22 protein-coding genes and 1 pseudogene are annotated in these 23,338 nt (G+C 64.4%); 12 read left to right on the top strand and 11 right to left on the bottom strand.

Annotated elements, in window-relative coordinates; genetic code table 11:
- Positions 1–9 precede the first annotated feature (9 nt).
- Entirely contained in the window at positions 10–1,041 is a 1,032-nt protein-coding gene (locus tag AC4ELS_RS17395) for an MCE family protein (protein ID WP_499048384.1), read from the bottom strand.
- Positions 1,041–2,285, bottom strand: coding sequence for an MCE family protein (locus AC4ELS_RS17400; RefSeq protein WP_448444922.1), 1,245 nt, complete (start codon positions 2,283–2,285; stop codon positions 1,041–1,043). The genes AC4ELS_RS17395 and AC4ELS_RS17400 overlap by 1 nt, the downstream gene beginning before the upstream one ends.
- A gap of 172 nt (positions 2,286–2,457) precedes the next feature.
- Between AC4ELS_RS17400 and AC4ELS_RS17405 the strand changes: the two genes are divergently transcribed.
- From AC4ELS_RS17405 to AC4ELS_RS17415, 3 genes and pseudogenes are all read left to right on the top strand, one after another.
- Positions 2,458–3,219 (top strand): hypothetical protein, encoded by a 762-nt coding sequence (locus tag AC4ELS_RS17405; protein WP_448444920.1) that lies wholly within the window; start codon positions 2,458–2,460, stop codon positions 3,217–3,219.
- Between the two features lie 659 nt (positions 3,220–3,878).
- Positions 3,879–5,038, top strand: a protein-coding gene (locus AC4ELS_RS17410; protein WP_448444918.1) for an IS3 family transposase whose coding sequence is annotated in 2 segments (ribosomal slippage) — positions 3,879–4,170 and positions 4,170–5,038 — 1,161 coding nt in all. Because the reading frame shifts where the segments join, the coding sequence is not laid out codon by codon here.
- A gap of 9 nt (positions 5,039–5,047) precedes the next feature.
- Positions 5,048–5,257 (top strand): annotated as a pseudogene (locus AC4ELS_RS17415) (ATP-binding protein); the annotation flags it as partial.
- A 57-nt stretch (positions 5,258–5,314) separates the two neighbouring features.
- Here the strand turns inward: AC4ELS_RS17415 and AC4ELS_RS17420 are convergent.
- The 4 genes from AC4ELS_RS17420 to AC4ELS_RS17435 form a co-directional block, all read right to left on the bottom strand.
- Positions 5,315–5,872 carry a Clp protease N-terminal domain-containing protein gene (locus tag AC4ELS_RS17420; protein ID WP_448444916.1) on the bottom strand — a complete coding sequence of 186 codons (558 nt, stop codon included), beginning with the start codon at positions 5,870–5,872 and terminating at the stop codon, positions 5,315–5,317.
- A 4-nt stretch (positions 5,873–5,876) separates the two neighbouring features.
- Complete coding sequence (locus AC4ELS_RS17425) at positions 5,877–6,089, bottom strand: helix-turn-helix domain-containing protein (protein ID WP_193489532.1); 213 nt, start codon at positions 6,087–6,089, stop codon at positions 5,877–5,879.
- A 358-nt stretch (positions 6,090–6,447) separates the two neighbouring features.
- Positions 6,448–9,006 (bottom strand): AAA family ATPase, encoded by a 2,559-nt coding sequence (locus AC4ELS_RS17430; protein ID WP_499048391.1) that lies wholly within the window; start codon positions 9,004–9,006, stop codon positions 6,448–6,450.
- Positions 9,003–9,170, bottom strand: a complete 168-nt coding sequence (locus tag AC4ELS_RS17435; RefSeq protein ID WP_448444914.1) for a hypothetical protein — start codon at positions 9,168–9,170, stop codon at positions 9,003–9,005. The genes AC4ELS_RS17430 and AC4ELS_RS17435 overlap by 4 nt, the downstream gene beginning before the upstream one ends.
- 304 nt (positions 9,171–9,474) lie before the next feature.
- Here AC4ELS_RS17435 and lysE point away from each other — a divergent pair, with 304 nt between their 5' ends.
- A complete protein-coding gene (gene lysE / locus AC4ELS_RS17440; protein WP_498883100.1) occupies positions 9,475–10,074 on the top strand; it encodes an L-lysine exporter in 600 nt (199 codons plus the stop codon).
- Positions 10,075–10,159: 85 nt separating this feature from the next.
- A complete protein-coding gene (locus AC4ELS_RS17445) occupies positions 10,160–11,080 on the top strand; it encodes an alpha/beta fold hydrolase (protein ID WP_463794101.1) in 921 nt (306 codons plus the stop codon).
- On the opposite strand, the gene AC4ELS_RS17450 is transcribed toward AC4ELS_RS17445, so the two are convergent.
- Positions 11,073–11,501, bottom strand: a complete 429-nt coding sequence (locus AC4ELS_RS17450) for a hypothetical protein (protein ID WP_498883102.1) — start codon at positions 11,499–11,501, stop codon at positions 11,073–11,075. The two genes, AC4ELS_RS17445 and AC4ELS_RS17450, sit on opposite strands and share 8 nt — an antisense overlap.
- Before the next feature lie 344 nt (positions 11,502–11,845).
- Here AC4ELS_RS17450 and AC4ELS_RS17455 point away from each other — a divergent pair, with 344 nt between their 5' ends.
- The 3 genes from AC4ELS_RS17455 (at position 11,846) to AC4ELS_RS17465 (ending at position 16,931) form a co-directional block, all read left to right on the top strand.
- Positions 11,846–13,879 (top strand): toprim domain-containing protein, encoded by a 2,034-nt coding sequence (locus AC4ELS_RS17455; protein ID WP_499048395.1) that lies wholly within the window; start codon positions 11,846–11,848, stop codon positions 13,877–13,879.
- Positions 13,880–13,890: 11 nt separating this feature from the next.
- Complete coding sequence (locus AC4ELS_RS17460; protein ID WP_064958267.1) at positions 13,891–16,041, top strand: DNA gyrase subunit A; 2,151 nt, start codon at positions 13,891–13,893, stop codon at positions 16,039–16,041.
- Positions 16,042–16,121: 80 nt separating this feature from the next.
- Positions 16,122–16,931, top strand: coding sequence for a DUF1906 domain-containing protein (locus AC4ELS_RS17465; protein ID WP_064958266.1), 810 nt, complete (start codon positions 16,122–16,124; stop codon positions 16,929–16,931).
- A 9-nt stretch (positions 16,932–16,940) separates the two neighbouring features.
- Here AC4ELS_RS17465 and AC4ELS_RS17470 read toward each other — a convergent pair whose 3' ends face one another.
- Positions 16,941–18,410, bottom strand: a complete 1,470-nt coding sequence (locus AC4ELS_RS17470) for an amidase (protein ID WP_064958265.1) — start codon at positions 18,408–18,410, stop codon at positions 16,941–16,943.
- Positions 18,411–18,508: 98 nt separating this feature from the next.
- Between AC4ELS_RS17470 and AC4ELS_RS17475 the strand changes: the two genes are divergently transcribed.
- Positions 18,509–18,757 (top strand): hypothetical protein, encoded by a 249-nt coding sequence (locus tag AC4ELS_RS17475; protein ID WP_064885968.1) that lies wholly within the window; start codon positions 18,509–18,511, stop codon positions 18,755–18,757.
- 18 nt (positions 18,758–18,775) lie between these two features.
- Here the strand turns inward: AC4ELS_RS17475 and AC4ELS_RS17480 are convergent, their stop codons facing one another.
- Genes AC4ELS_RS17480 through AC4ELS_RS17490 form a run of 3 tightly spaced genes read right to left on the bottom strand, consistent with a single transcriptional unit; the run spans position 18,776 to position 21,177 of the window.
- Positions 18,776–19,630 carry an SDR family NAD(P)-dependent oxidoreductase gene (locus AC4ELS_RS17480; protein ID WP_064885967.1) on the bottom strand — a complete coding sequence of 285 codons (855 nt, stop codon included), beginning with the start codon at positions 19,628–19,630 and terminating at the stop codon, positions 18,776–18,778.
- A gap of 25 nt (positions 19,631–19,655) precedes the next feature.
- Positions 19,656–19,859, bottom strand: coding sequence for a ferredoxin (locus AC4ELS_RS17485; protein ID WP_499048835.1), 204 nt, complete (start codon positions 19,857–19,859; stop codon positions 19,656–19,658).
- Complete coding sequence (locus AC4ELS_RS17490; protein WP_499048398.1) at positions 19,837–21,177, bottom strand: cytochrome P450; 1,341 nt, start codon at positions 21,175–21,177, stop codon at positions 19,837–19,839. Before AC4ELS_RS17490 ends, AC4ELS_RS17485 begins: the two co-directional genes overlap by 23 nt.
- A 156-nt stretch (positions 21,178–21,333) precedes the next feature.
- Between AC4ELS_RS17490 and AC4ELS_RS17495 the strand changes: the two genes are divergently transcribed.
- From AC4ELS_RS17495 to AC4ELS_RS17505, 3 genes are all read left to right on the top strand, one after another.
- Positions 21,334–21,930 (top strand): TetR/AcrR family transcriptional regulator, encoded by a 597-nt coding sequence (locus AC4ELS_RS17495; RefSeq protein ID WP_499048401.1) that lies wholly within the window; start codon positions 21,334–21,336, stop codon positions 21,928–21,930.
- A gap of 75 nt (positions 21,931–22,005) precedes the next feature.
- Positions 22,006–22,881 (top strand): crotonase/enoyl-CoA hydratase family protein, encoded by an 876-nt coding sequence (locus AC4ELS_RS17500; RefSeq protein WP_499048404.1) that lies wholly within the window; start codon positions 22,006–22,008, stop codon positions 22,879–22,881.
- A 121-nt stretch (positions 22,882–23,002) separates the two neighbouring features.
- Complete coding sequence (locus AC4ELS_RS17505; RefSeq protein WP_064885957.1) at positions 23,003–23,329, top strand: MmcQ/YjbR family DNA-binding protein; 327 nt, start codon at positions 23,003–23,005, stop codon at positions 23,327–23,329.
- The last annotated feature ends 9 nt before the right edge of the window (positions 23,330–23,338 follow it).

The following is a 23,338-nucleotide window of genomic DNA, read 5'->3' on the forward strand; positions in this document are numbered from 1 at the left end:
CCGTCAGTTCTACTTGGCAAAGTCGCACCTCCCGTTGTTGGACGCTGGCGGTTTCACTGCGGGCAACAGAATGTCGCTGCCGGCCGGACCGTTGATCTTGATCTTGACCGAGCAGAAGTAGATGTTGAAGAACGAGCCATAGGCACCCAAGGCGCTCAGGCGCAGATAGTCCTCGGCGAGGGGCTCCACGGTGGCGTTGACATCGTGTTTGCGGTCATCGAGCGCTGTTGCTAGCGGGCCGGCGGCCTCGATGGCGGCCTGTAACGGACGCCGAGTCGTGGTGAGCACCTCGGCGAGGTCGTCTTGAGCGGCCGCCAGCGGCGGCAATGCGTTGGCGATCGGGTCGCGTCCGTGGCTCAGCGTGGTAATCAGCTGCTGGAGTTGGTCGACGCTGGTGTTCAGGTCGGCGCTCTTCTGGTCGGCTGCCGCGAGCACGGTGGTTAGGTTGTCGATGGTCTGGTCGATGAGTTGATTGCGACTGGCGATGGTCTGGGTGAAGTCAGCGGTGTCGGTCAGCACGGTGGATAACGCAGCGCCTTTGCCTTGAAGCAGTTCAATCACCGCGTTGCTGACCTCGTTGAGTTTGGCTCCGTCGAGGCCCTTGAGCACCGGTCGCAAACCACCGAGTAGGGCGTCGAGGTCGAGCGCAGGTGCGGTGTTGCCGCGCGCGATGGTGGCTCCGGGCGACAACTTCTGCAGATCCCCTGGGCCTGCGAGGATTTCCAGGTATCGGTCACCGGTCAGATTCTGGTAGCGGATCGCCGCCCGGGTGGAGGTGTAGAGCTGTTGTCGCTTGTCGACGGTGAAGGTGACGTTGGCGTGGTCGCCCTCAATAGCAATCTTTTTCACCGTCCCCACCGCGATACCGGCGATGCGTACGTCCTGCCCGGCCTTCAGCCGTGACACAGATGTGAACTCGGCGTGGAAGGTGTTGGTGGATCCGAACCGGAACTGGCCGAACGTGATCACCAGCGCAGCCAGCACCAGCAGCATCACGACGGTGAACACTCCGACCTTTACCGCCGTTGCGCGTGGGGCCATCAGTAATGGTCCTGTTCGGCGTAGGCGCCGTTGAACAGGAACTGCAACGTGGAGGGTGCATCGAACTGCAGCTCGGTATTGGGCTGATAGGGGACGTAGGCGTTGTCAGTGACCAAAAATGGTGGCCGATACCAGGATCCGGCGCCTTGCTTGGTGGGCAGGTCAGGTAATCCGCGGCAATTGGGGCCACCGGAAGCATTGACCAGCGGCAGACTCTCCGGGTAGGTGTAGGCCGGTGAACCCGCAATGAAGCCGGCATTGACGAACAAAGCAGGCTGTATTCCACCGATGTAGGGGCCGAACTTCTTATAGGCGCTCGCCAACGATGTGATAAGACAACCATATTCGGGTGAGTAGTCGCGGGCTACGCCCAGCGGGGCACGCAGTCGTTGGATCGCTGCGATCAAATCGCCTTCGGCCGGTCCAACGGTGTCCGCGCCGGTGGTCGCGAGGCCTGTGGTCGCGAGCATGGTGGCACTCAGGTCATCACTTTCATCGGCGATGGTGTGGCTGATGGTCGGAATGTTGCCGAGAGTGGAGACCAAATCATCGGCCGCGGCGTTGTAGATGTCGGCCGTAGCGCTGAGTTTCTGCAGGTCGGTTTGCAGTGTTGGAAGATGTGGATTGATCGTGCCCAGGTAGCTGCCGAGCGTGGCTAGAGCGTCGCCCAGGTCCTTTCCGTTACCGCGCAACCCATCTGCCAGTGCTGTCATCGTGGCGTTCAGTTGAACCGGGTCAATCTTGTCCAGGGTGTCGACGAGCGACTGGAACAGCGTGTTGACCTCGACACTGACTTCGGAGGCCTGCAAGTGGGCATTCGGTGCGAGTCGATTCGCGGCCGGTTGGGCGGGTGCCAGCAGCTCCACCGACTTCGCGCCAAAGATGGTGCTGCTCGCGATCCGCGCGGTGACATTGGCCGGGATCTTGGCCAGCTCGCCGGTGCGGATAGCAAGGGTCAGCTGCGCCGACGCGCCGCTATAGGAAATCTCGGACACCCTGCCGACCTGCACTCCGAGGAACTTCACCTTGGCGTCGCGATCCATCACCAGACCGGCCCGTTGCGATGTCAAGGTCACAGCGGCAGTGGGCGTGAATGCCCCCTGATATCCCAGGTAGCTGACACACGCCGCGCCCATCATGCCGAACACCAAAATGGCCGCAGCAGCAAGAACTTTCGCACGTCGGCGCACCCGAACGGTCACTGTCCCCCTCTCATCAAACGATGCCCCGCCGGTCGGCTGCACATCGGCATCTCAATCCGTAGCGGCGACCCCCAAAGGTTTCCCACTGCACCCGAAATCTACTACCTGTTATAACATAACGCATGATATAACTTCACAGCGCGGGACGTTCCGGGTGGTCCCGAGACGGCACGCTCGCCAAACGACGTCCACCTCAAAGAGGAGGTTCCTGCTGATGGCAGAGAGACTCAGACAAGACCGCCCAGGACAGGCGCCATCACGGCCCGGTTTCTCCGCACTACAGAAAGCGCTCTTCGGAGTCCTCGCCTTCTTCTTCGCGATACATCCGGTGTTCTGGTACCTCGAATCCCACGTCGGCGTCTCGCATGCCGTCGCATCCACCGCAATGGTGCTCGTAGTCATCGGCTGCTTCGCAGCCGCACTGATCCTGCCTTGGATCCCGTTCGCCGATCAGCGCACTCGAACCCGCGCCGAACGACTGGGCGCCACGGTGATCGTGTGGGTGTTCATCGCGCTCATCCCGCGCTTCATCTGGGAACTGCCTTGGCTGTTGTTCTTCGACCAGATCAGGCAAGGCGTCGAGAGCGGATCTCTATGGACCTACATGTGGTCACCCATCCTGCTCGGGGGTGACGCCCGCTACCTCAACGGCGACCCGCTCATCGTCTGCATGGAGTGGATCGCCCTATTCGTCGGATTCTTCGAGGCCTATGCGCTTTTCCAATTCTTCCGAAACGGCAAGAAATTCACCAGCATTCAATTGTCACTCATCATGGCGGGCATGATCGTCGAGGTAACGCTGCCAGCTGTCTACTTCGGTGTTGAGATTGCAAACAACCTCGCGAGCATGTCGTCCCCGATGGAGATGTGGGTAAAGTTCGTCCTCATCAACGTGCTCTGGTGCACCATGCCACTGGTTACCTACTTCTGGGGCGTGAACAGATTAACCCGCGGCAACCTACGCGTGCGGTTCTGATGCCAGTGCCGATGCCCCTCACGGTGAACAACGCACATGGCGTCGACAGAATTACCGAGGCACCCATACGTAGCGACCACCCACGCAGAGTCGCGGCGAGGGGCAGAATTCGCCAAACAGAATGGCATTTCGCCATCGAGAGTGACAGCCGACAGAGGCTGCGGCGGCGGCGCGGCCGTGGCGGCGGCCGTAGGTGGTCTGCTGGTGGTTGTTGGTTAACAACAGTCGCCGCGTGTGGTGCGCTGGTCATGATAGCGACGGCGGCCGCGCTGTCTCGCTGTAGGTCGCCATTCCAGATGGCGGACGCCACCTCCCCCACCTGCGCCTTCCCTGACATTGCTACGGATTTCGCGGACACCTTTGCCATCCAAACGGCGGATCCGAAAACGAGGCGGGCGTACAACAAACTGTGCGGAGTGAGTTGCGTGGGCCCTGGTCTGGCCCGGCATTTTTGGCGTCACTAGTCACTGGGCTGGCTGAACCGGGCCGAATCCGCGACCATCCTGATTTGGTGCTGGACCAACCTCGATTCGGACATCCACAACGATCTGAGAGCGCCGGTTGACCAACTGCGCATCCAGTTGCGGCGAAAGGGACTGCCCCCGGTTTGGTTGACTCCTGACCTGTAAGGATTCGTCCTTGCTGGAAGGATCAATCTCGTGCCGAAACCGTTTCCTGCCGAGTTCCGTGCTGACGTCATCGCCGTGGCCCGCAAGGGTGAGGCGCCGCTGCGCCAGATCGCGAAGGACTTCGGGATCTCGGAGGCCTGCCTGCATCGCTGGCTCAAGATCGCTGACCGCCAAGACGGCGTCGACCGACCCGGGCCGACAGCGGCGTCCGACGACGTATCGGCGCAGCTGCGCGAAGCGCACAAGCGGATCAAGCTCCTCGAGCAGGAGGCTGAGGTGATGCGCCGCGCGGTCGGCTACCTGTCCCGGGACGCCAACCCAAAATGATGTACCCGCTGGTCCTCGACCTTGCCGATGACGGGATACCCGTCACGGTGACCTGCCGGGTCCTGGGATTCTCCACCCAGGCGTTCTACACATGGCGTAAAGCACCCGTGTCACAGCGAGATTGGGACGATGCACACCTGATCAACGCCGCCCGCGACATTCACGCCGATGATCCCGCTTTCGGATACCGGTTCATCGCCGACGAACTACCCGGGCGTGGGATCACCGCCGGCGAGAACCGCGTCGCGCGGCTGTGCTCGCAGGAGCGCATCTGGTCAGTCTTCGCCAAGAAACGAGGACTGAGCCGTCGATCCGGCCCACCGGTCCATGACGACCTCGTCGAGCGTCTGTTCAGCGCCCAGGCCGCCAACCAGGTCTGGCTGACCGACATCACCGAGCACCCCACCGATGAAGGCAAGCTCTACCTATGCGCGATCAAGGACGTGTTCTCCAACCGGATCGTGGGCTACTCGATCGACTCACGAATGAAGTCCGCACTGGCGGTGGCCGCCCTGGATCATGCCGTGGCGCTGCGTTCACCCATCGCGACGATCGTTCACTCCGACAGGGGAAGTCAATTCAGGTCGCGAAAATTTGTCCACGCACTGTCGCACAATGGATTACACGGATCGATGGGCCGTGTCGGTGCGTGCGGCGACAACGCCGCGATGGAGTCGTTCTTCGCCCTTCTGCAGCGCCACGTTCTCGATCGGCGACGCTGGTCCACTCGTGCTGAACTACGCCTGGCGATCGTGACCTGGATCGAGCGGACCTACCACCGGCGGCGCCGGCAACGCGCACTCGGCAGGCTCACCCCGATAGAGTTCGAACTGCTCCACACACCTGTCGCAACCGCGGCCTGAAATTCACACCTCGCGAGTCAACTGAAGTCGGGGCAGTCCCTGGTGACCTCAAACTTGCCGTTCGGGCGCTGGGGCGAGACCTTCTCCGATGACGTCGTGGCCGCAGCCATGATCGACCGCCTGGTCCACCACGCCGAAGTCTTGACCCTCACCGGGGACTCTTACCGGACCCGCACCCGCCGCGAACTCCTCGGCAAGAACCGAACGAACAACAGCTAGGACCTTGCTCGTGGTTGGCTGACGGCCTGGCCAGATTGGCCTACCAGATTGGCCTGCCTAGGCGGCACGGTCGAGCAAGGAAATGATGTTGCTGCGCAACACATCTTCACTGACATGGGAGGTGATCAGTGCAGACGCCAACGGATCGCCCCCCCGCAGAACCCCTAACAACAGGTGTTCGGAATCAATGGTGGAGTCATGATGGGCGACCGCTTCCCGGAGTGCGAGTTTGAGCGCTTCTTTGGCGGGCTTGCTGAAAGCAAGATTCCCGCGCCGAGATCTGCTACCTGAGTCGCTCACCGCGTCGTCGAACGTTCCCTCACCGAACGCATGATTAATGCGCTCTCGCACACGGTGCAAATCGATTCCGATCGACTTCAATGCGTCGGCGTCTGACTCGAATGATGCTCCGCTTGCGTTGGCGCCCAGTTGCTCGCGCACCGAATCGACGGTCATCCCCACCCCAGCAAGCTCATCCAAAAGCTCTCTGCTGGCGCTCTGCACAATCCCGGCCACTAAGTATTCAGGCCCAATCAGTTTGGCACCGAGGTCTTTTGCTTCTTCCTGGGCCAAAACCACAGCCACACGGGCATGCCGGCCAAAACGTTCAAACATCGTGTCATCTCCTCCGGTTGTACTTCTGATGGACTGCCTGGCGACTAACCCCAAGAGCGTCGGCGATCGCCTGCCAACTCCAACCCTGCGCACGCGCACTGCGAACGTGGATCGCTTCCAGCCGCTCCTGCAGCCGTTGCAGCGCAAGCACCGTACGCAAACCCACCTCCGGGTCCTCACTGGACGCCGCGTCATCGAACGCATCGAGATCAGTCACACTGTCAAGGTAGATTGACAGTATCCGTTTGTCAATCGAGATTGACAGAGGCAATGCTCATCCCGAAGGTGGGTCAATTTCACGAGACCCGATGGGGGTCAATTTTGAGAAATCGTTGACAGGTACTCCAAGACCGCGGAACCAACATCCACATCGACGCTGGCAGCCATCGTGTACTCCACGCAGTGCAGAGACTGCAGATCACCAGTATCTGCCGAAGTTGGCGAAAGATACAGTCCTGTACCCGTCGAGGGCATCGCGTTCCTGTACGACGAGTGCGGTGAGCCGACCTCTGCGAGGAAATCTGACGTGGCGGCAACGATCGGCTCAACCGCTACCGCTCAAGACCCCCAGGCCGTCATTGCAAAAGGCCTCCTGGCCAGTGCTTCTGGTGAGCTTTGTTGATAACGCGAAGGTTTCCACGTACTTGCTTGAGGTCACCAGTGGATGGAACTTCGTCGTCGTGGTTACCCGGATTGAGAACCTTGGCGAAGGTTTTCCATTGGCCTTTTTCTGCGTTGTCGTCGACGACGAACGGCATTACCAGGGGTACAAGTTCCCCAAGCGTGAGTCCCTTTGCCTCGAAGTCAGCGACCGTTGTCGGAGTTCCCGCTGCAGTTTGGCCGGTGGCGATGATCTGCTTGGCTAATCGTTCCGCTGCCGACCGGTAGTTCCCGCAGGCCGCTCGCCGGCCCTTCGCGGTAGGCGAATTCAGGTGGTCTTCGCCTTCGAGCATGAACTGAGCGAAAGCATCTGTGGCCTGGGTGGCGTCTGTTCCGGCGACGACGTTGAGCAAGTCGAGTTTGTACGCGATGTAGTTGCCACCACCGTAATTGGCTTGCGTCAGCTCGGCGAGCTTGTTGTCGAAGGTGGTGATAATGACCTGGATACCGGCATCCAGAAGCCGGCCCAGCGTATTTTGAACGAAGGTGAGGCGATGATCGGAATCGCTGCCGGGGATAGGGTCGTCAAGGACGACGATCGGCGAGCCAAGTAATTCAGACCGGGCCAAGAAAAGTGCCAGCCCTAGGGCGTTGAGCTGCGAGTCGCTGTAGACACCGAGTGCGTCACGCTCAATGGGCGGGCTGGTTTGATCGGCGTGCAGGGCTGCCACAAGGTTGACGAACAGCGATCCTCCGGCTCGTCGTTTGACACCACCAAAGCCGACGAGTTCCTCGGGCCGGATGGTGCTCCACCACTTGGCGATGGTGTCACTCATCTGATCGAAGCGCGTGTCCAACACTGTCCCTGCGGCATCACGCAGCTGTTTCTCAGCACCATTGAGTCGCTTGATGATTCGCTGCCGTTTCGACTCTGCCACCACGTCGGCGACCACATCGGCGCGACGTGCAAGCAGGTCGGCGATCTCGGTCAGGCCGCTGACTGTAACTCGGCTCCTAGTGGCGGCCTCGACTGCGGTGCGCAATGCACCAGAACGATCATTGTACTCGTCGAGCATTGTGACGAGATTTGCTGTGGCGGTCGATATTTCGAGGTAGCTAGCGGACAACTCGTGCGGCATCTGCCGCCGGCTTGAGACAGCGTCACCGACCTGCTCAACGGCGCCACGGGTCGACGCAACGGCCGTTTGCAAGGCCGTCGCCGCACTGTCGACATGCCTTGCGTGGGTGTGCGCATCGGTTAACAGGGCGGGCTCTACGCCTAGATCGCGGAGCGCATCTGCGGCTCTTTCAAGCTGGTCGGAGGTCCATTTGACGATTTGGGGTACGGTCGCGACGATGCTGGCCCCAAATTGGTCGAGGCTGTGACGCGCTCGGCCAAGCGCTGCAGTGGCGGCACTGGCGGCAGTCTCGAGTGCTTGGGTGCGCTGCAGGTGGTCCCGCAGCAGCTGAACTCGCTCAGGTGTCAGTGCGTCGTCGGTGCCGCAGACTGGGCACTGCGCTGGATGCTTGAGTTCGGCGTACGCGTCGAGGCCGAGCACCGCCGTGAACACCGGGGTGAGGCGGGCGGAATGCTGGTCAACCGCGGACAGCGCGGTGACGTAGCCGTCGAGTTCGGGATTCGTTGGAATGCCCGGCGTTAACACGCCAGCACCCAATGCCGAGAGTGGGAACGCGCGCTCGCGTTGGTCTTCCAGCGCGGCGCTGACGGCGGCACCGAGGTCATCGAGGGTGTCGAAGGTCGGCGGTCCGTTTCCAGAGCTCGGGTTTGTTAGCACCGCTGTTCCGGCGCGAAGCAGTTCCGCGTCCACCCCACTGCGTACCGCATCCAGGGTTAGCGACTTCTTCACCAGCGCGGTGATCGCGGTGCCAGCCGCCGCGGCGGGAGTGCCTGCCAATGTCCCCACCCGCTTCAACGCATCACCGATCGGCTCGGCCTCAACGCGGGTACGTGCAGCCCTGACCCGTGTTCGGAAATCGTCCAGGTCGGTCAGTGACAGCAAGGCTTTGAAATAGTTGACGCGTTGCTTGGGCTCTGTGGATAGGACGTGCCGCAATGTGTGCTGGAGGAGCACCGGCGCGCGTACCGGTGGATCTGCGAGAGTCAGGCCAATCTGGCTGAGGTCGGCAACTTCGGTGCCGTTCAGTAGTAGACGGCTATCACATTCAGTGCCTTGTCCGAAGTCGCACAACAGTTCTCGGCGGACGCTGTGAGTGACCCCATCGGAGCAGCGGAACACCGCCTCGACATAGACGTCGGTGCTGGCAGTCGGCAAATGCGCGTTGCGGAGGCTGTCGTTGTACTCAGCTTTGGCACCGCCGAGCAACTCTCGCCGGCTGCTCTGACCACTGAAAAGAAATTCGATTCCCTCAGCCAGGCTGGTCTTGCCTTGACTGTTTCCGGCGTGTACCACCACTAACGGCGCGTCGAGCTGCAACGTCCGAGCTTCAGTCCCGAACGCCCGGAATCCCCGAATCTCCAATGACACCAACCGCGGTTGGGTTGCGATATTCACTCCTGCCGCCAATCCGAGATGACCGCGTCCAGCGCGGAATCCAAATCCTCTTCGGTCTCGCTATGTACGACCGCTTCGGCCAAGGCACGGGCGTCACATGCGGCGGTGCCATCACCAGCCAACTTCTCCAGCAGCGCGTTCAGGTTCGGGAGGAGATCGCTCACGTGCAAAGACTACTGATCACCCCCGACAGACTGGGGGCTCGGGGACCGAGTCTGGCAGGCATGCTGGGTCGGAGTGCCACCACCGTCGCAGCCCGCTAGATGATGCAGTTTGCTTGTGAATTTGCAATCCAGTTGGCGGATCCGCAAACTTCCGCCATCTCGAATTGCAATCCGCCATCCAGAATTGCAACCGAGCGGCGGGGGGCACTCGAGCCGCCCGATCACCTGGCGACATTAGTAAGACTAATTCATCTGAAGAATCATTAGCTGTACTTGATCAGCGCACGTCCATAGCCTCGGACGCATGGCTTCACCTGTGCTCATCGGATTCCTCACCACCATGGCGCTGATCGCCGCGATCGGCGCGCAGAACGCCTTCGTGTTGCGTCAGGGCATCCTTGGCGAGCACATCGTCGCCGTCATCGCGTTGTGCACGGTCTCCGACCTGATCCTCATCGCCGCCGGCATCGCCGGGGTCGGCGCGCTGATCACCGCACATCCCGACGCGATGACGGTCGCGAAGTTCGGCGGGGCGGCCTTCCTGATCGGCTATGGCGCACTGGCCGCGCGGCGCGCCTTCCGGCCCTCGACCCTCAACCCGTCCGAGCGCACCCCAGCTCGCCTGGCCGAGGTGTTGGTCACCTGCCTGGCGCTGACCTGGCTGAACCCGCACGTCTACCTGGACACCGTGGTGCTGCTCGGCTCGCTGGCCAACGAGCACCACGAGCAGCGGTGGCCGTTCGGCGCCGGCGCGGTGGCCGCGAGTGCGGTGTGGTTCACCGGCCTGGGCCTGGGTGCCCGCCGAATGGCCGGACTGTTCGCCACCCCGATGACCTGGCGCATCCTCGACGGGCTGATCGCCGTGATGATGATCGCGCTCGGCACGAGCCTCGCGCTGTCCTGAGCCTCGGAGGACGCTCAGCCCGACATACGCCGGGGCGGGTCTCGATCGATTTCCGGCGATGAGACAGAATCAGCAGGTGAACCGCATGTTCCGGCGTGGAGTGCCGACGGAGGCCCCGCATCCCTTTGCGAATGCCCCGGCCTGGTTCACCTCCGCTTTGGAACAGACCCCCGAACACTCGACCATCGACGTCGACGGCTGCGCCATCCACGTGCGGAGCTGGGGTGATCCGGACAATCCGCCCCTGGTGTTCGTCCATGGCGGCGGCGCTCACTCCGGCTGGTGGGATCACATCGCCCCGTTCTTCGCCCGCACCCATCGCGTCGTCGCACCCGACCTGAGCGGGCACGGCGAGAGCGACACCCGCAAGGAATACGCCCTGTCGATCTGGGCCCGCGAAGTGCTGGCCGCCTCGGACGCCTCCGGGTCCACGGCGCGGCCCACGATCGTCGGCCACAGCATGGGCGGCTGGGTGGGGGCCTCGGCCGCCACCCGCTACGGCGCGCAGATCGACAGCATCCTGGTCATCGACTCCCCGCTGCGTGATCGCGCCCCGGAGGAGGTCCGGTTGCGCAACCGCCGTCGCGACACCGCCGGATACGCGACCGAGGACGAGATCCTGGCCCGGTTCCGGGCGGTGCCGAAGCAGGACGTGACGCTGCCCTACATCGGTCACCACATCGCCGTGCAGTCGGTGCGCAAGACCGACAACGGGTGGGTATGGAAGTTCGACCCGGACATCTTCGGCGGCCATCTGATGGACGAGACAGCCACCGATCAGGAACTCCTGGAGCACACCTTTGCCCGAATCCCTTGCCGGGTCGGGTATTTGCGATGCGAGAACGGCGTGGTCCCACCGCCCATGGCGGCCCAGATCCGGTCGATGCTGCAACTGCGCGGCCCGTTCGTCGAACTCGCCGAGGCGGGCCATCACCCGATGCTGGATCAGCCCCTACCGCTGGTGGCGACGATCCGGACGCTGCTGGAGTTCTGGTCGATCACCTAGCGGCCAACGGCCCGGCGAATGACTTCTTCAGCGCGCTCGGGGCGACGGCAGGCAACAAGGCGGCCAGCAGTTTGCGCTTGAGCCCGGTGGGAGTGCGGACGAGTTCGATGTCGATGCGCGTGCCGGTCTCCTGCGGCGTGAGTTGAAATGTCCAGCCGCCGCCCGGGCCGAAGACCTTCGAGTCATGGGTGGTCACGGTGACGCGCCGCCGCTTGATGTCCCAGTCGTAGCGGGCGCGCTCCCACGCCGACGCTGTGCCTTCGGTCACTTCTGCCCAGGTATCGCCCAACGCATGCACCCGAAAATGCTCCTCGTCGATGGTTGGCCACCGATCTGGCCGGGACGGCCCAAAGTCGGTGAGCACGTCTATGAGGGCGACGGGGTCGAGCGTCGACGACATCTGGAACCGAACCACGGGCATGCTTGCTCCTTCGGGATTGAACTGGGACATACCGACATTCAGCTGGTATCCGCGCGGGCTGCGCAGCCGACGCGAACGCCGCATGCTTCATCTGACCCGAGGAAAATGATCTAGTCCAACGATGGTTTTTGATGGGAACCATCTCAGTTGGAGATGACCTTGTCAGCGCGCGGATCGGCCCGGCAGAATCCCCGAGGCATCTGATCTTGATTCGATACCCATTCTTTCGGCCGTGGCTGTCGGAGGCTGTCTGCCTTCCAAGAGAGAATGCTTACGCCGCCCGCCGAAAGCGAGCGGCTGGAACCGATCGCTCCGGCATCGGCCCTGGTGGGAAAGGACCAGCAGTGAGTTACAACGCCGCAGACATCACCGAGCTCGACGATGTCCAGCACACCCGCCTGCGGCCGGCGGTCAACCTTGGGCTCGACGTGCTCAACACGGCGCTGCGCGAGCTGGTGGACAACGCGATCGAAGAGGTCGCCGATCCCAGCCACGGCGGGTCCACCGTCACCATCACCCTGCACGCCGACGGCTCGGTCAGCGTCGCCGACGACGGTCGCGGCCTTCCGGTCGACTCCGACCCCACCACCGGGAAGAACGGCATCGTCAAGACCCTGGGCACCGCGCGGGCCGGCGGCAAGTTCTCCGCGCACACCGACGCCACCAGCACCGGCGCCGGCCTGAACGGAATCGGCGCCGCGGCAGCGGTGTTCATCTCCGCCCGTACCGACGTGACCGTGCGCCGGGCCGGCAAGACCTACCTGCAGAGTTTCGGCGGCGGCTACCCCGGCACCTTCGACGGCAAGGATTTCGACCCCGACGCCGAGTTCACCCGCTCAGACACCCAGAAACTGCGTGGCACCGGCAACCGCAAGCCCGACGCGCACGGCACCACGGTGCGCATCCTGTTCGACGCGACGGTGGTGCCGGACTCGACCGTGGACATCGGCGAGGTCCTGCTGCGGGCGCATGCCGCGGCGCGAATGTCGCCCGGGGTGCACCTGGTCGTCATCGACGAGGGTTGGCCCGGTGAGGAAGTCCCGCCCGCCCTGCTCGAACAGTTCAGCGGCCCGTGGGGCACCGACACCCTGCTGGACCTGATGTGCACCACCTCGGGCAATCCCCTGCCCGGCGTGCGTGCCGTCGTGGAAGGCCGCGGCGAGTACACCACCGGCCGCGGCCCGACCCCGTTCCGCTGGTCGTTGACCGCGGGCCCGGCCGAGCCGGCCACCGTCGCCGCGTTCTGCAACACCGTGCGGACCCCCAACGGCGGATCTCACCTGACAGCCGCCATGAAGGGACTCTCCGAGGCCCTGGCCGACCGGGCGTCCCGCATCCGCGACCTCGGTCTGGCCAAGGGCGAGGACGGCCCGGAACCACAAGACTTCGTCGCCGTCACCGCCTTGGCCGTGGACACCCGAGCACCGGACGTGGCCTGGGACTCGCAGGCCAAGACGGCGGTGTCGTCGCGGTCGCTGAACGTGGCGATGGCCCCGGATGTCGCACGCAGCGTCACCATCTGGGCGGCGAACCCCGCCAACAACGACGCGGTGTCGCTGTGGACCAAGCTGGCGCTGGAATCCGCCCGCGCGCGGCGCAGCGCCGAGGGCGCGAAGGCCCGCTCCCGCGCGGCATCGAAAGCCAAGGGGCTGGGGACGAACCTGTCGCTACCACCGAAGCTGCTGCCCAGCCGGGAGACCGGCCGGGGTTCGGGCGCCGAATTGTTCCTGTGCGAGGGCGATTCCGCGCTCGGCACCATCAAGGCCGCACGCGACGCCACGTTCCAGGCAGCCTTCCCGCTGAAAGGCAAGCCGCCCAACGTCTATGGGTTTGCGCTGAGCAAGGCGCGGGCCAAAGATGAGTTCGACTCGATCGAACGCATCCTGGGCTGCGGCGTGCGCGATCACTGCGATCCGGAGCTGTGCCGCTACGACCGGATCCTGTTCGCCTCCGACGCCGACCCCGACGGCGGCAACATCAACTCCAGCCTGATCTCGATGTTCCTGGACTTCTACCGGCCCCTCGTCGAGGCCGGGATGGTCTACGTGACGCTGCCGCCGCTGTTCGTGGTCAAGGACAGCCAGGACCGGATCTACTGCCAGGACGAGTCCGAACGCGACGCGGCCGTGGCGCAATTGAAGGCCACCTCCAAGCGCAAGGTAGAAGTGCAGCGCAACAAAGGCCTGGGCGAGATGGACGCCGACGATTTCTGGAACACCGTGCTGGATCCGCAGCGGCGCACCGTGATTCGAGTGAATCTCGACGACGGCGACGCCAAGCTGCACCACACCCTGTTCGGCGGGCCGCCGGAAGGCCGGCGCACGTGGATGGCCGAAGTCGCCGCCCGTGTCGACACCGCAGCGCTCGACTTGACCTAGGAAGAAGTACTGTGACCGCCACCCTGGACGTTCCTGAGCAGAACCCTGACCTGGTGCTCGACCAGAGCGCCGATGACTACTGGAATCACTACCAGCTCACGTTCGCGCTCTACAGCGTCAGCGACCGCGCCATCCCCTCTGCATTCGACGGGCTCAAGCCGGGTCAGCGCCGCCTGCTCTACCAGATGCACGAGTCGAAACTGTTGCCCGGCAACAAACCGCAGAAGTCCTCGAAGATCTGCTCGGCGGTCACCGGTAACCTGCACCCGCACGGCGGCGCATCGATGTACGGGGCCGCGGCGCTCATGGCCGCCGAGTTCCAGCGCGTGAAAGTCATTGACGGACAAGGCGCGTTCCCCCGCATCCAGGGCGACATTCCCGCCGCGGACCGCTACACCGAGATGCGGCTGTCGGCTCCCGGTGCCGCGCTGACCGCCGAACTCGACGATCACGCCGTACCCATGGTGCAGACCTTCGACGGCGAGTGGACCGAGCCGACGATGCTGCCGGCCCAGTGGCCGGTGCTGCTCTGCAACGGCGCGGTCGGCATCGCCGAAGGGTGGGCCACCAAGGTGCCCGCGCACAATCCGCGTGAGGTGATGGCCGCCTGCCGGGCTCTGCTGGCCAGACCGAACACGACCGATGACACGTTGATGAAGCTCATCCCCGGACCCGACTGGGGCTGCGGGTCCACCGTGGTCGGCTCGAACGGCCTGCGGGAGTACATCACCACCGGCCGCGGCATGTTCACCGTCCGCGGCACCCTGACGGTCGACGGCAAGAACGTCATCGTCACCGAGCTCCCTCCCGGCGTCGCCAGTAACACTGTGCAGGACAGGATCCGAGCCCTGGTCGAGTCCGGCGAGTTGTCCGGCGTGGCCGACATGTCGGACCTGACCGACCGTCGCAACGGGCTGCGCATCGTCGTCACCGCCAAACGCGGCCACAGCGCCGAGACCATCCGCGAGCAGCTGCTGGCGCTGACACCGCTGGAGTCGACGTTCGCCGCCAGCCTGGTCGCCCTCGACGAGGACCGGGTGCCGCGCTGGTGGTCGGTGCGGGAGCTGATCTCCGCGTTCCTGCATCTGCGTGACTCCGTGGTGTTGCACCGCAGCGAGTACCGGTTGGAGAAGGTCACCGCGCGTCGCCACCTGGTGGCAGGCTTGATGAAGATCCACCTCGACATCGATGCTGCCGTCGCGGTCATCCGAGGCTCCGATACCGTCGACGACGCCCGGCAGGGACTGCAGCAGCGATTCGAAATCGACGAAGAGCAGGCCAATTACGTTCTGGCCCTGCAGCTTCGACGGTTGACCAAGCTCGATGTGATCGAGCTGCAGGCCGAAGCCGACAAGCTGGACGCCGAGTTCGCCGAGCTGACCGAACTGGTCTCCAACCCCGATGCGCGCCGAAAGGTGATCGACAAGGAGCTGGTGGAGACCGCGAAACTGTTCAAGGGCCCCGAATTCGACCGCCGCACCGTGCTGGACCTCGAGGCCACCCCGACCGCGTCCTCTGCCGACGAGGACGGCCCCAGGGAGCGGAAGGTCAACACCTCCTGGCGCCTCGACGACCGCGGCGTGTTCTCCGACAGCCACGGCGAACTGCTCACCTCGGGTCTGGGATGGGCGGTGTGGACCGACGGCCGGGTCAAGTTCACCAATGGCAACGGCCTGCCGTTCAAGATCCGCGACATCCCGGTGGCGCCGGACATCACCGGGTTGCTGCGCTCCGGGGTGATGCCGACCGGTTATCACCTGGCGCTGGTGACGCGGCGTGGCAAGGTCCTGCGCATCGACCCGGCCGCGGTGAACCCGCAGGGTGTGGCCGGCAACGGCGTGGCCGGGGTGAAGCTGGTCGCCGATGACGCCGGCGACGAGGTGATCGCCGCGCTGCCGATCAGTTGCGAAAACGGCGAGGCCATCCTTTCCACGTCCGAGAAGAGCTGGAAGGTCACCGAAGTCGCCGACATCCCGGTCAAGGGCCGCGGCGGCGCCGGTGTCGGGTTCCACCCGTTCGTCAAGGGCGAGGACGCTCTGCTGTCGGCGGCGATCTCGGCAACCGGTTTCGTGCGCGGACGCCGGGCCGTGCGAGCCGAAAACCGCGCGAAGGCCTCGGTCAAGGGCTCGGGCAGCGATGTGACGCCAGCCCCGTCAGAGTGAGGTTGCCCTTCAAGATCACGAATGGAGTACAGACCGCGAGGCAACACTGTTAACAGCAGTCACTTTGTTAACATCGGGGCATGCAGGACTCGCCTGGGAGCAGCGACCTGCGCCGAACAGGTCCGGTTTCCCGGCGTGACGCGCTGCGCTACGCCGCCGCCGTGTCGGCGCTGGCCGGGCTGGGTGCGGTAGCGGCAAGCGTCGGTGCGCCTGCGGCGTCGGCCGCCGCCCCCACGCTGATCGACTTCGCCATGCGTCAGATTCCGGCGCAGCACATCCGGGCCGCCGGCCACTCCGGGGTGATCAACTACGTCTCGACGTCACGTCCGGGCTCATCCATGGGCGCCAAACCGATCACCCTGCCCTACGCCAAGCAGCTGACCGCCGCCGGATTGGTGATCGTCAGCAACTACCAGTACGGCAAGCCCGGCGGGACCGCCCCATCGGACTTCACCCGGGGATACGCCGGCGGCGTGGCCGACGCCCGCACCGCCTGGCAACTACACACCGCGGCCGGTGGCGGCCAGAGTGCACCGATCTTCTTCAGCGTCGACGACGATATCGACCGCAACACCTGGAACAACGTCGCCCTGCAGTGGTTCCGCGGGATCAACTCGGTGCTCGGTGTGCAGCGCACCGGCATCTACGGGGGAATCCGACCGTGCCAGTGGGCAATTGGCGATGGTGTCGTCGGCAGATCGACCACCCCCGGCCGTGCCTGGGCGTGGCAGACCCGGTCCTGGTCTGGCGGGCAGGTCCACCCTGCCGCGGTTCTGTACCAACGGGTGGTGAGTACCGCGTCGAATCCGGGACCGGTGGTCGGCGGGCTCGAAGTCGACGTCAACGATGCGCTGGCCCAAGATGTCGGCCAGTGGAACCTACATCCGTAGCGTCGCAGCTCAGATCGGCGCGAGGCGACCGGCCCAGGGCATTGCCTGCTCGAGCTGAGCCGCCAACTTGAGCAGCAGCGATTCACCGGCAAGCGGTGCGACGAACTGGACACCGAGCGGCAGACCTTCCGCGGTCCAGTGCAGCGGCAACGAGATCGCCGGGCGGCCGGTGATGTTCGCCAGTTGCGTATAGGGCACCCAGCCGAGGTTCTTGTCCACCATGTCATCGACGATCTTGGTGTAGCGCAACAGGCTTGCGGTACGCGTCTTGATCAGTGCGTCGGCAGCATGCTGCAGCACGACCGGCAGATCGAACTCACCGATCCGCGGCGGCAGGGTTGCCAGGGAGGGCGTCAACAGCAGGTCGTACGACTCGAAGAACGTGCTCAGCCGCAGAGTGTGTTCCTGGCGACGCTGCACCGCATCCAGATAGTCGACGCTGCTCGTGGCGCGGCCGATCGCCGCCATGATGAGCGTGTCACGTTCAAACGCGTCGTCACCCGCGCCGGTCAGCCGTTTGGCCTCGGCGAGCTCCCACGCGCTGTAGACGAACCAGGTCAGCAGGAAATCGCGGGCAAGCGCGGCGTCGTCGAAGGGCGCTTGAGGAAGTTCCTCGACATGGTGGCCGAGCTCGGTGAGCGCGGCAGCAGTTGCCTCGACGGCTGCGAACGCCTCGCGGTGTGGCGCGGGATTGATCGCCGTGGGCACCCGCAGCCCGATACGCAGTTTCCCGGGATCCGCCCCCACGCAGGATGTGAACGACTCGGCCGGCAGACTCGGCACGTACGGCCCGAAAGCTTCCCCGCCGCTGAGGACATCGAGCATCGTCGCGGTGTCGCGCACCGTCCGGGAGACGACGCCTTGAACTGCCGCGCCGTGCATGGATTCTCCGACTACCGGACCCGACGGTGTGAGCCCGCGGCCCGGTTTCAGCCCGACGAGACCACAGCTGGCCGCCGGAATGCGGATCGATCCGCCGCCGTCGTTGGCACCGGCGCAGGGCACGATGCCGGCGGCAACGGCCGCTGCCGACCCTCCCGAACTACCGCCCGGCGACCTTGTCAGATCCCACGGATTGCGGGCCGGCCCCCACGCGTCGGGCTCGGTGATTCCCTTCGCGCCGAACTCCGGTGTGTTGGTCTTGCCGAAGATGACCAGGCCCGCGTCGATCCAGCGCTGGACGACAGTGGCGTGCTCGGGGACGTTCAGCGACATCAGCGCACGTGAACCGGCCGAGGTGGGCAAGCCCGCGTAGTCCTGCGCAAGATCCTTGATCAGAAAGGGCACCCCGGCGAAAGGCCCGGTCAGATCGTCCGTCGGCGCTGCCGGAACGTCGCGCACGATCGCGTTGATCTTCGGGTTGACCGCCGCCGCGCGCTGCTGAGCGGTCGCGAGCAGCTCAGCCGCCGAAACCTGCTTTTCAGCAACCAATTTCGCCAGAGATGTGGCGTCGTGTGCCCGGTACTCGTCAAAGTCCACCCCATGAACCTAGACTGCGCCGGCGTCGTGCGGTGAGTTACCGCCGGCGACGACGGGGGCACCGTTTGACGACAGCTCAAAATGGCTACCGACAAAGCATGTCTGAACCCAACACCGGCAACCGCATCGACGACGTCGCCCCCGGTGACATCATCACTCTCGGTGGCGGTGAACCGGCCTGCAAGGTGGTCCACAAGGAACCGACCGAATCGGGCTTCCTGGTCACCTTCGAGGTGGACGACGGCGAGATGTTCCAGCGGGAGGTGGCCGCCGGAACACCGGTCACGCGGTCCTTGGAGTCCAAGTGGGAGTCGACTCAGACCCCGACCGCGCACCCAAAGTCCTGAAACCGGCGGCATCAAGTCTCAGCGCACGAGAGTGGCACCGCCGTCCAACCGGATCTGCTGTCCGGTCATGAACCGGGACTCGTCGGCCAGCAGATACAGCGCCGTATAACCGGTCTCCCAGGCACTGGCCCGGCCCATCTTCAGCTTCACCACTTCGGCGTAGGCTTCGTCGACCTCATCGGGCTCGAACCCGAACAGCGACTGGGAATCGGTGTTGCCCAGCGTCGAGTCGATCGGGCCGAGCATCAGCGTGTTGGCGCGGATGCCTGCGGCGGCGAACTGTGCGGCGGTCAGTTCCGTGATGTAGTTCAACCCGCACTTGCCCAGCGCGTAGGGCATGATCCCGATGTTGAGTCCGACTTCGTTCTTGATGCTGGCGATGGACGAGATATTGATGATGCTGCCGGTTGAACCGCCCTCGTTCTTCTCCATGCATTGTGCGGCAAAGAGATTGCAGTAGTAGCAGCCCAGCATGTTCACGTTGATGCCATGGTTGAAGTCGTCGGCGCTCATCGAGTTGTTCACCCGGTCGAAGGGCGGATTGATCGCCACGCTGTAGACCATCCCGTCCACGCGGCCGCTGTTCTGCATCGCGGTGTCGAAGATGCGCTGGCAGTCGTCCTTTTCGGCGACGTCGGCCTGGACCGCGTACGCCTTGCCCTTCTCTGCGGTGATCATGTTCACCGTCTCCTGTGCGGCAGCGAGATTGCGGTCGACGACCACCACCTCGGCGCCGTGGCGCGCGGCCACGATGGCGGTGGCGCGGCCGTTGCCGATCTTGGGACCGGGCATCTGCCCGCCGCCCACGACGACAACCACCTTGCCGGTCAGATCGAACACGGTGCGGCCGGGACGCTCGAAATCTGTTGACATGATTACTCTTTCCTTGACTAATGAGCTAGATACGGATGGCCCGCTCCGGGCAGCCGTCGACCGCTTCGGCGACGGCGCCTTCGAGCTCGGGAGGGATGTCAGTGGCGATGGCCTCTGCGTAGCCACCGTCGGTCAGCGTGAACACCTGCGGACACAGCGCCGCGCACACGCCGTGTCCGCGGCACAGATCGTCATCGACGACGACTTCATCGGGACACCTTTGTCTGATCCGCGGCCGGGGTCAGGTTGAGGTGCAGATCGGTGAGACCTCGCAGGATGTAGGTCGGCACATAGTCGTAACGTCGCGCGTGGGCGGCGCCGTGCCGGGCCTCGTCGATCTCGATCGCACCGGTGCTTTCCAGCAGCCGCTGGATCACCACTTTTGCCTCGGCCCGGGCCAGTGGTGCGCCGACGCAGCTGTGGACACCGCGGCCGAAGGCGATGTGCCGGCGGGCGTTGTGCCGGTCGAGGTCGAAGACGTCAGGGTTGTCGAACTGGCGCGGATCTCGGTTGGCTGCACCGTAGTGCACCATCACCACAGTGCCTGCGGGGATCTCTACACCGCCGACGGTCGTGGTGGCACGGGCGAGCCGGAAATCCCCGCGGATCGGGCTCTCGAAGCGCAGCGCCTCTTCGACGAAGTTCGGGACCTGGTCGGGGGTACGGCGCAGCTGCTCTTGGAGTTCGGGATTCTCGGCCAGGATCTTCAATGCCGAGGACAGCAGTCGGACAGTGGTCTCCTGACCGGCCGAGAAGAGATTGGCCGCCACCCGCACCACATCCATGACCTCCGGGGTCGACCCATCCGGGAACGTCGCGTGCGCCATCTCGGTCATGACGTCACCGCGAGGTTCGCGGCGCCGCTCCGAGATGTAGTCGGCGAAACGGTGGTAGAGGAATTCCAGCGGCGCGTGCGTCATCACCGTGTCGTCCGTACTGCCCAGCGAGTTGTCCCCGGTCAGCCGTTCGGTGAGCTCGGGACGGTCCGCCTCGGGAACACCGAGGAGATCCGCAATGACCAACAGCGCGAAGGGATTGGCGACAGCGCCGAGGAACTCGCCTCCACCGCCGGCGACGTACGGCTGCAGCACCTGATCGGCAAGGCGCCACATGAACGCCTCGTTTTCCTTCAGGCGTTTGGGGGTGATCAGGCGGCTCAGCAGCGAGCGGTGCGCGGTGTGTTTTGGCGGGTCGAACGACGGGAGTTGGTCACTGAACGGCAGTTCGTCACGGTGAGCCTCGATCAGCGCCCGGACTTCCGCCTCATCGCGCCCCTCCAGCGTCACCGGGAACCCAGGGGTCGGGCCGGTGACGGTATTGCACGACGAGAACGAGTCGTGGTCGCTCACGACCGCCAACGCTTCGTCGTAGCCGGTGACGATCACCACGTTCTGCGACGGCTCGCGGAGCACGGGACTGGCCGTCCGCATGCGCTCAAGGATCGGGTAGGGATCCGCGACCAACGCGGCGTCGTGGAAGAAATCGACGCCCTGGAGCGGGGACGTATCGGTGGACGAAGTCTGCTGCGGTGCGGTGTTCAACGGCATGGTGTTCTCCTCGACTGGGCTGAGGCAAGCTGACCAGCTGGGCGCAGAAATACTGACCAAACGTACAGCTGGTTCCTGACCAATCGTACAGGCATATACTGTACGAATGGTCAGGCAGGGCGATTTTGTTAGGAAAGCTACATTTAGGTCGGTGCGGTGAGCGGTTCCGCGTCGGGCGCCGGCGGCACGACCCGGCAGAAGTTGATCGAGGCCGCCATCGAACTGTTCCGGCGGCACAGCGTCGCCGGCACCTCGCTGCAGATGATCTCCGACGAGCTAGGTCTGACGAAATCGGCGATCTACCACCATTTCCGCACTCGCGATGAGCTGCTGACCGCCATCATGGAGCCCGTCGTCAACGAGCTTGCCGCCCTCGTCGAGATCGCCGAAACCCAGCGCGGGAGCCGTGCCCAAGCCGAATCGATGCTCACCGGCTACATTTCCCTCGCGGTGTCGCACCGCGACCTGTTTCCCATCCTCACCGGCGACCCCGGTGTCACCGAACTCCTCCGAGGGCAGCCGCAATGGCGCGCGATCGTGAAACGACAAGCCGATCTGCTCGCCGGTGCGGAACCTGGCGTGGCCGGCCAGGTCCGCGCGGCCATCGTCATGGCCGGCATCTCGGCGGCCGTCGGGGTGGAATTCGCCGGTCTCGACGACGATGAGCTCTCCGGCCAACTGGTCACGGCGAGCCGACGCACACTCGATCTGCGACCGCCACGACACGCACCGGGACCGCTCGCCCACGGGTGACTGCCGTTTCCTCCGTTGCCGCCAGAATCCCACCTTGGGCAAGCTGAGTACCAACTCACCCGCGAAGGAGCACCTGTGGAGTACACAACGATTCGGCACGAGCTCGACGACGGCATCCTCACCGTCGTCCTCGACCGCCCCGACAACCTCAATGCCTTCACCGTCGAGATGGCCGAAGAGTTGGAACGCACCTTTGTGATGGTCAACGACGATGACACCGTGCGTGCCGTCATCGTGACGGGCGAAGGCCGGGCATTCTGTGCCGGCATGGACCTGTCGAGCGAAGGCAACGTGTTCGGCCTCGACGAGTCGAAGTCACCAACACTGGCCGACATGGCCGACCTCGACGATCCCGAACTGCGCCGGGTCCGCGACACCGGCGGTCGGGTCACCCTGGCGATCTACGCCTGCCGCAAGCCCGTCATCGCTGCCATCAACGGGGCCGCGGTCGGAATCGGCGCGACGATGACGCTGGCCATGGATGCCCGGCTCATGTCGACGAAGGCCCGCTTCGGGCTGGTCTTCGGAAAGCTCGGCATCACACCGGAAGCCTGTTCCACCTGGTTCCTCCCCCGAATCGTCGGCATGCCAACGGCTTTGGATCTGGTCTACCGCTCGGACATCCTCACGGCAGAGGCTGCCCGCGAGATCGGGCTGGCCCAGGCCATCCACGAGCCGGACGCCTTGATCACCGAAGCTAGGGCGCTCGCCGACGCCTGGACCCGCGACCGCTCACCGGTCTCGGTTGCCCTCATGCGGCAGATGCTCTACCGCAACTCCGCCGAGCCGCACCCCATCGACGCACACCGGATCGACTCACTGGCCATGTTCTACACGAGCATCGGCGACGGCCACGACGGCGTGCGGGCCTTCCTCGACAAGCGCACTCCAGAGTTCACCGGGCGGGCCTCCGAGATGCCGCCGTTCTATGAGGAGTGGGTCGACGGCTAGGGACAGCAGCCGCACTGCGGGTTTCAAATCACCGACCAGCAACAGAGCGCAGTTGCGCGATGGAGCACCTCGGTAGGCTGCCTGAGCGGCATACCCCCCGCTCGATCGGAGGCCGATACCCGTGCTCGACGCTGACGATGTGCGCAGCATCGCGCTCTCTTTCCCAGAGACCGCCGAGAAAGAGCGCTGGGGCCATCCGACCTTCGACGTGGCGGGCAAGATGTTCGTTACGGTGCCCGACGACGAAACCTCATTTGCCGTGCGCTGCCCCCGATTTGACCGCGAGGAATTGATTGCCGCCGAACCGCAGAAGTTCTGGGTGCCCCAACACGAGGCCGCATCAGCGTGGGTACGGGTCCGGTTGGCTGAACTGGAGGATTCGCAGGAACTCCGCGACATTCTGCTCGACTCATGGCGGCAAGCCGCGCCCAGCCGCCTGACCGAGTAGCTACGCGCT

Source organism: Mycobacterium shunyiense (assembly GCF_058270035.1).

Coding starts and splice junctions, on each gene's coding strand:
- AC4ELS_RS17420 (WP_448444916.1), bottom strand. CDS start 5,872: ATGTTTGAACGTTTTGGCCGGCATGCCCGTGTGGCTGTGGTTTTGGCC.
- AC4ELS_RS17405 (WP_448444920.1), top strand. CDS start 2,458: ATGGCAGAGAGACTCAGACAAGACCGCCCAGGACAGGCGCCATCACGG.
- AC4ELS_RS17395 (WP_499048384.1), bottom strand. CDS start 1,041: ATGGCCCCACGCGCAACGGCGGTAAAGGTCGGAGTGTTCACCGTCGTG.
- AC4ELS_RS17450 (WP_498883102.1), bottom strand. CDS start 11,501: ATGCCCGTGGTTCGGTTCCAGATGTCGTCGACGCTCGACCCCGTCGCC.
- lysE (WP_498883100.1), top strand. CDS start 9,475: ATGGCTTCACCTGTGCTCATCGGATTCCTCACCACCATGGCGCTGATC.
- AC4ELS_RS17480 (WP_064885967.1), bottom strand. CDS start 19,630: ATGTCAACAGATTTCGAGCGTCCCGGCCGCACCGTGTTCGATCTGACC.
- AC4ELS_RS17475 (WP_064885968.1), top strand. CDS start 18,509: ATGTCTGAACCCAACACCGGCAACCGCATCGACGACGTCGCCCCCGGT.
- AC4ELS_RS17465 (WP_064958266.1), top strand. CDS start 16,122: ATGCAGGACTCGCCTGGGAGCAGCGACCTGCGCCGAACAGGTCCGGTT.
- AC4ELS_RS17445 (WP_463794101.1), top strand. CDS start 10,160: ATGTTCCGGCGTGGAGTGCCGACGGAGGCCCCGCATCCCTTTGCGAAT.
- AC4ELS_RS17490 (WP_499048398.1), bottom strand. CDS start 21,177: ATGCCGTTGAACACCGCACCGCAGCAGACTTCGTCCACCGATACGTCC.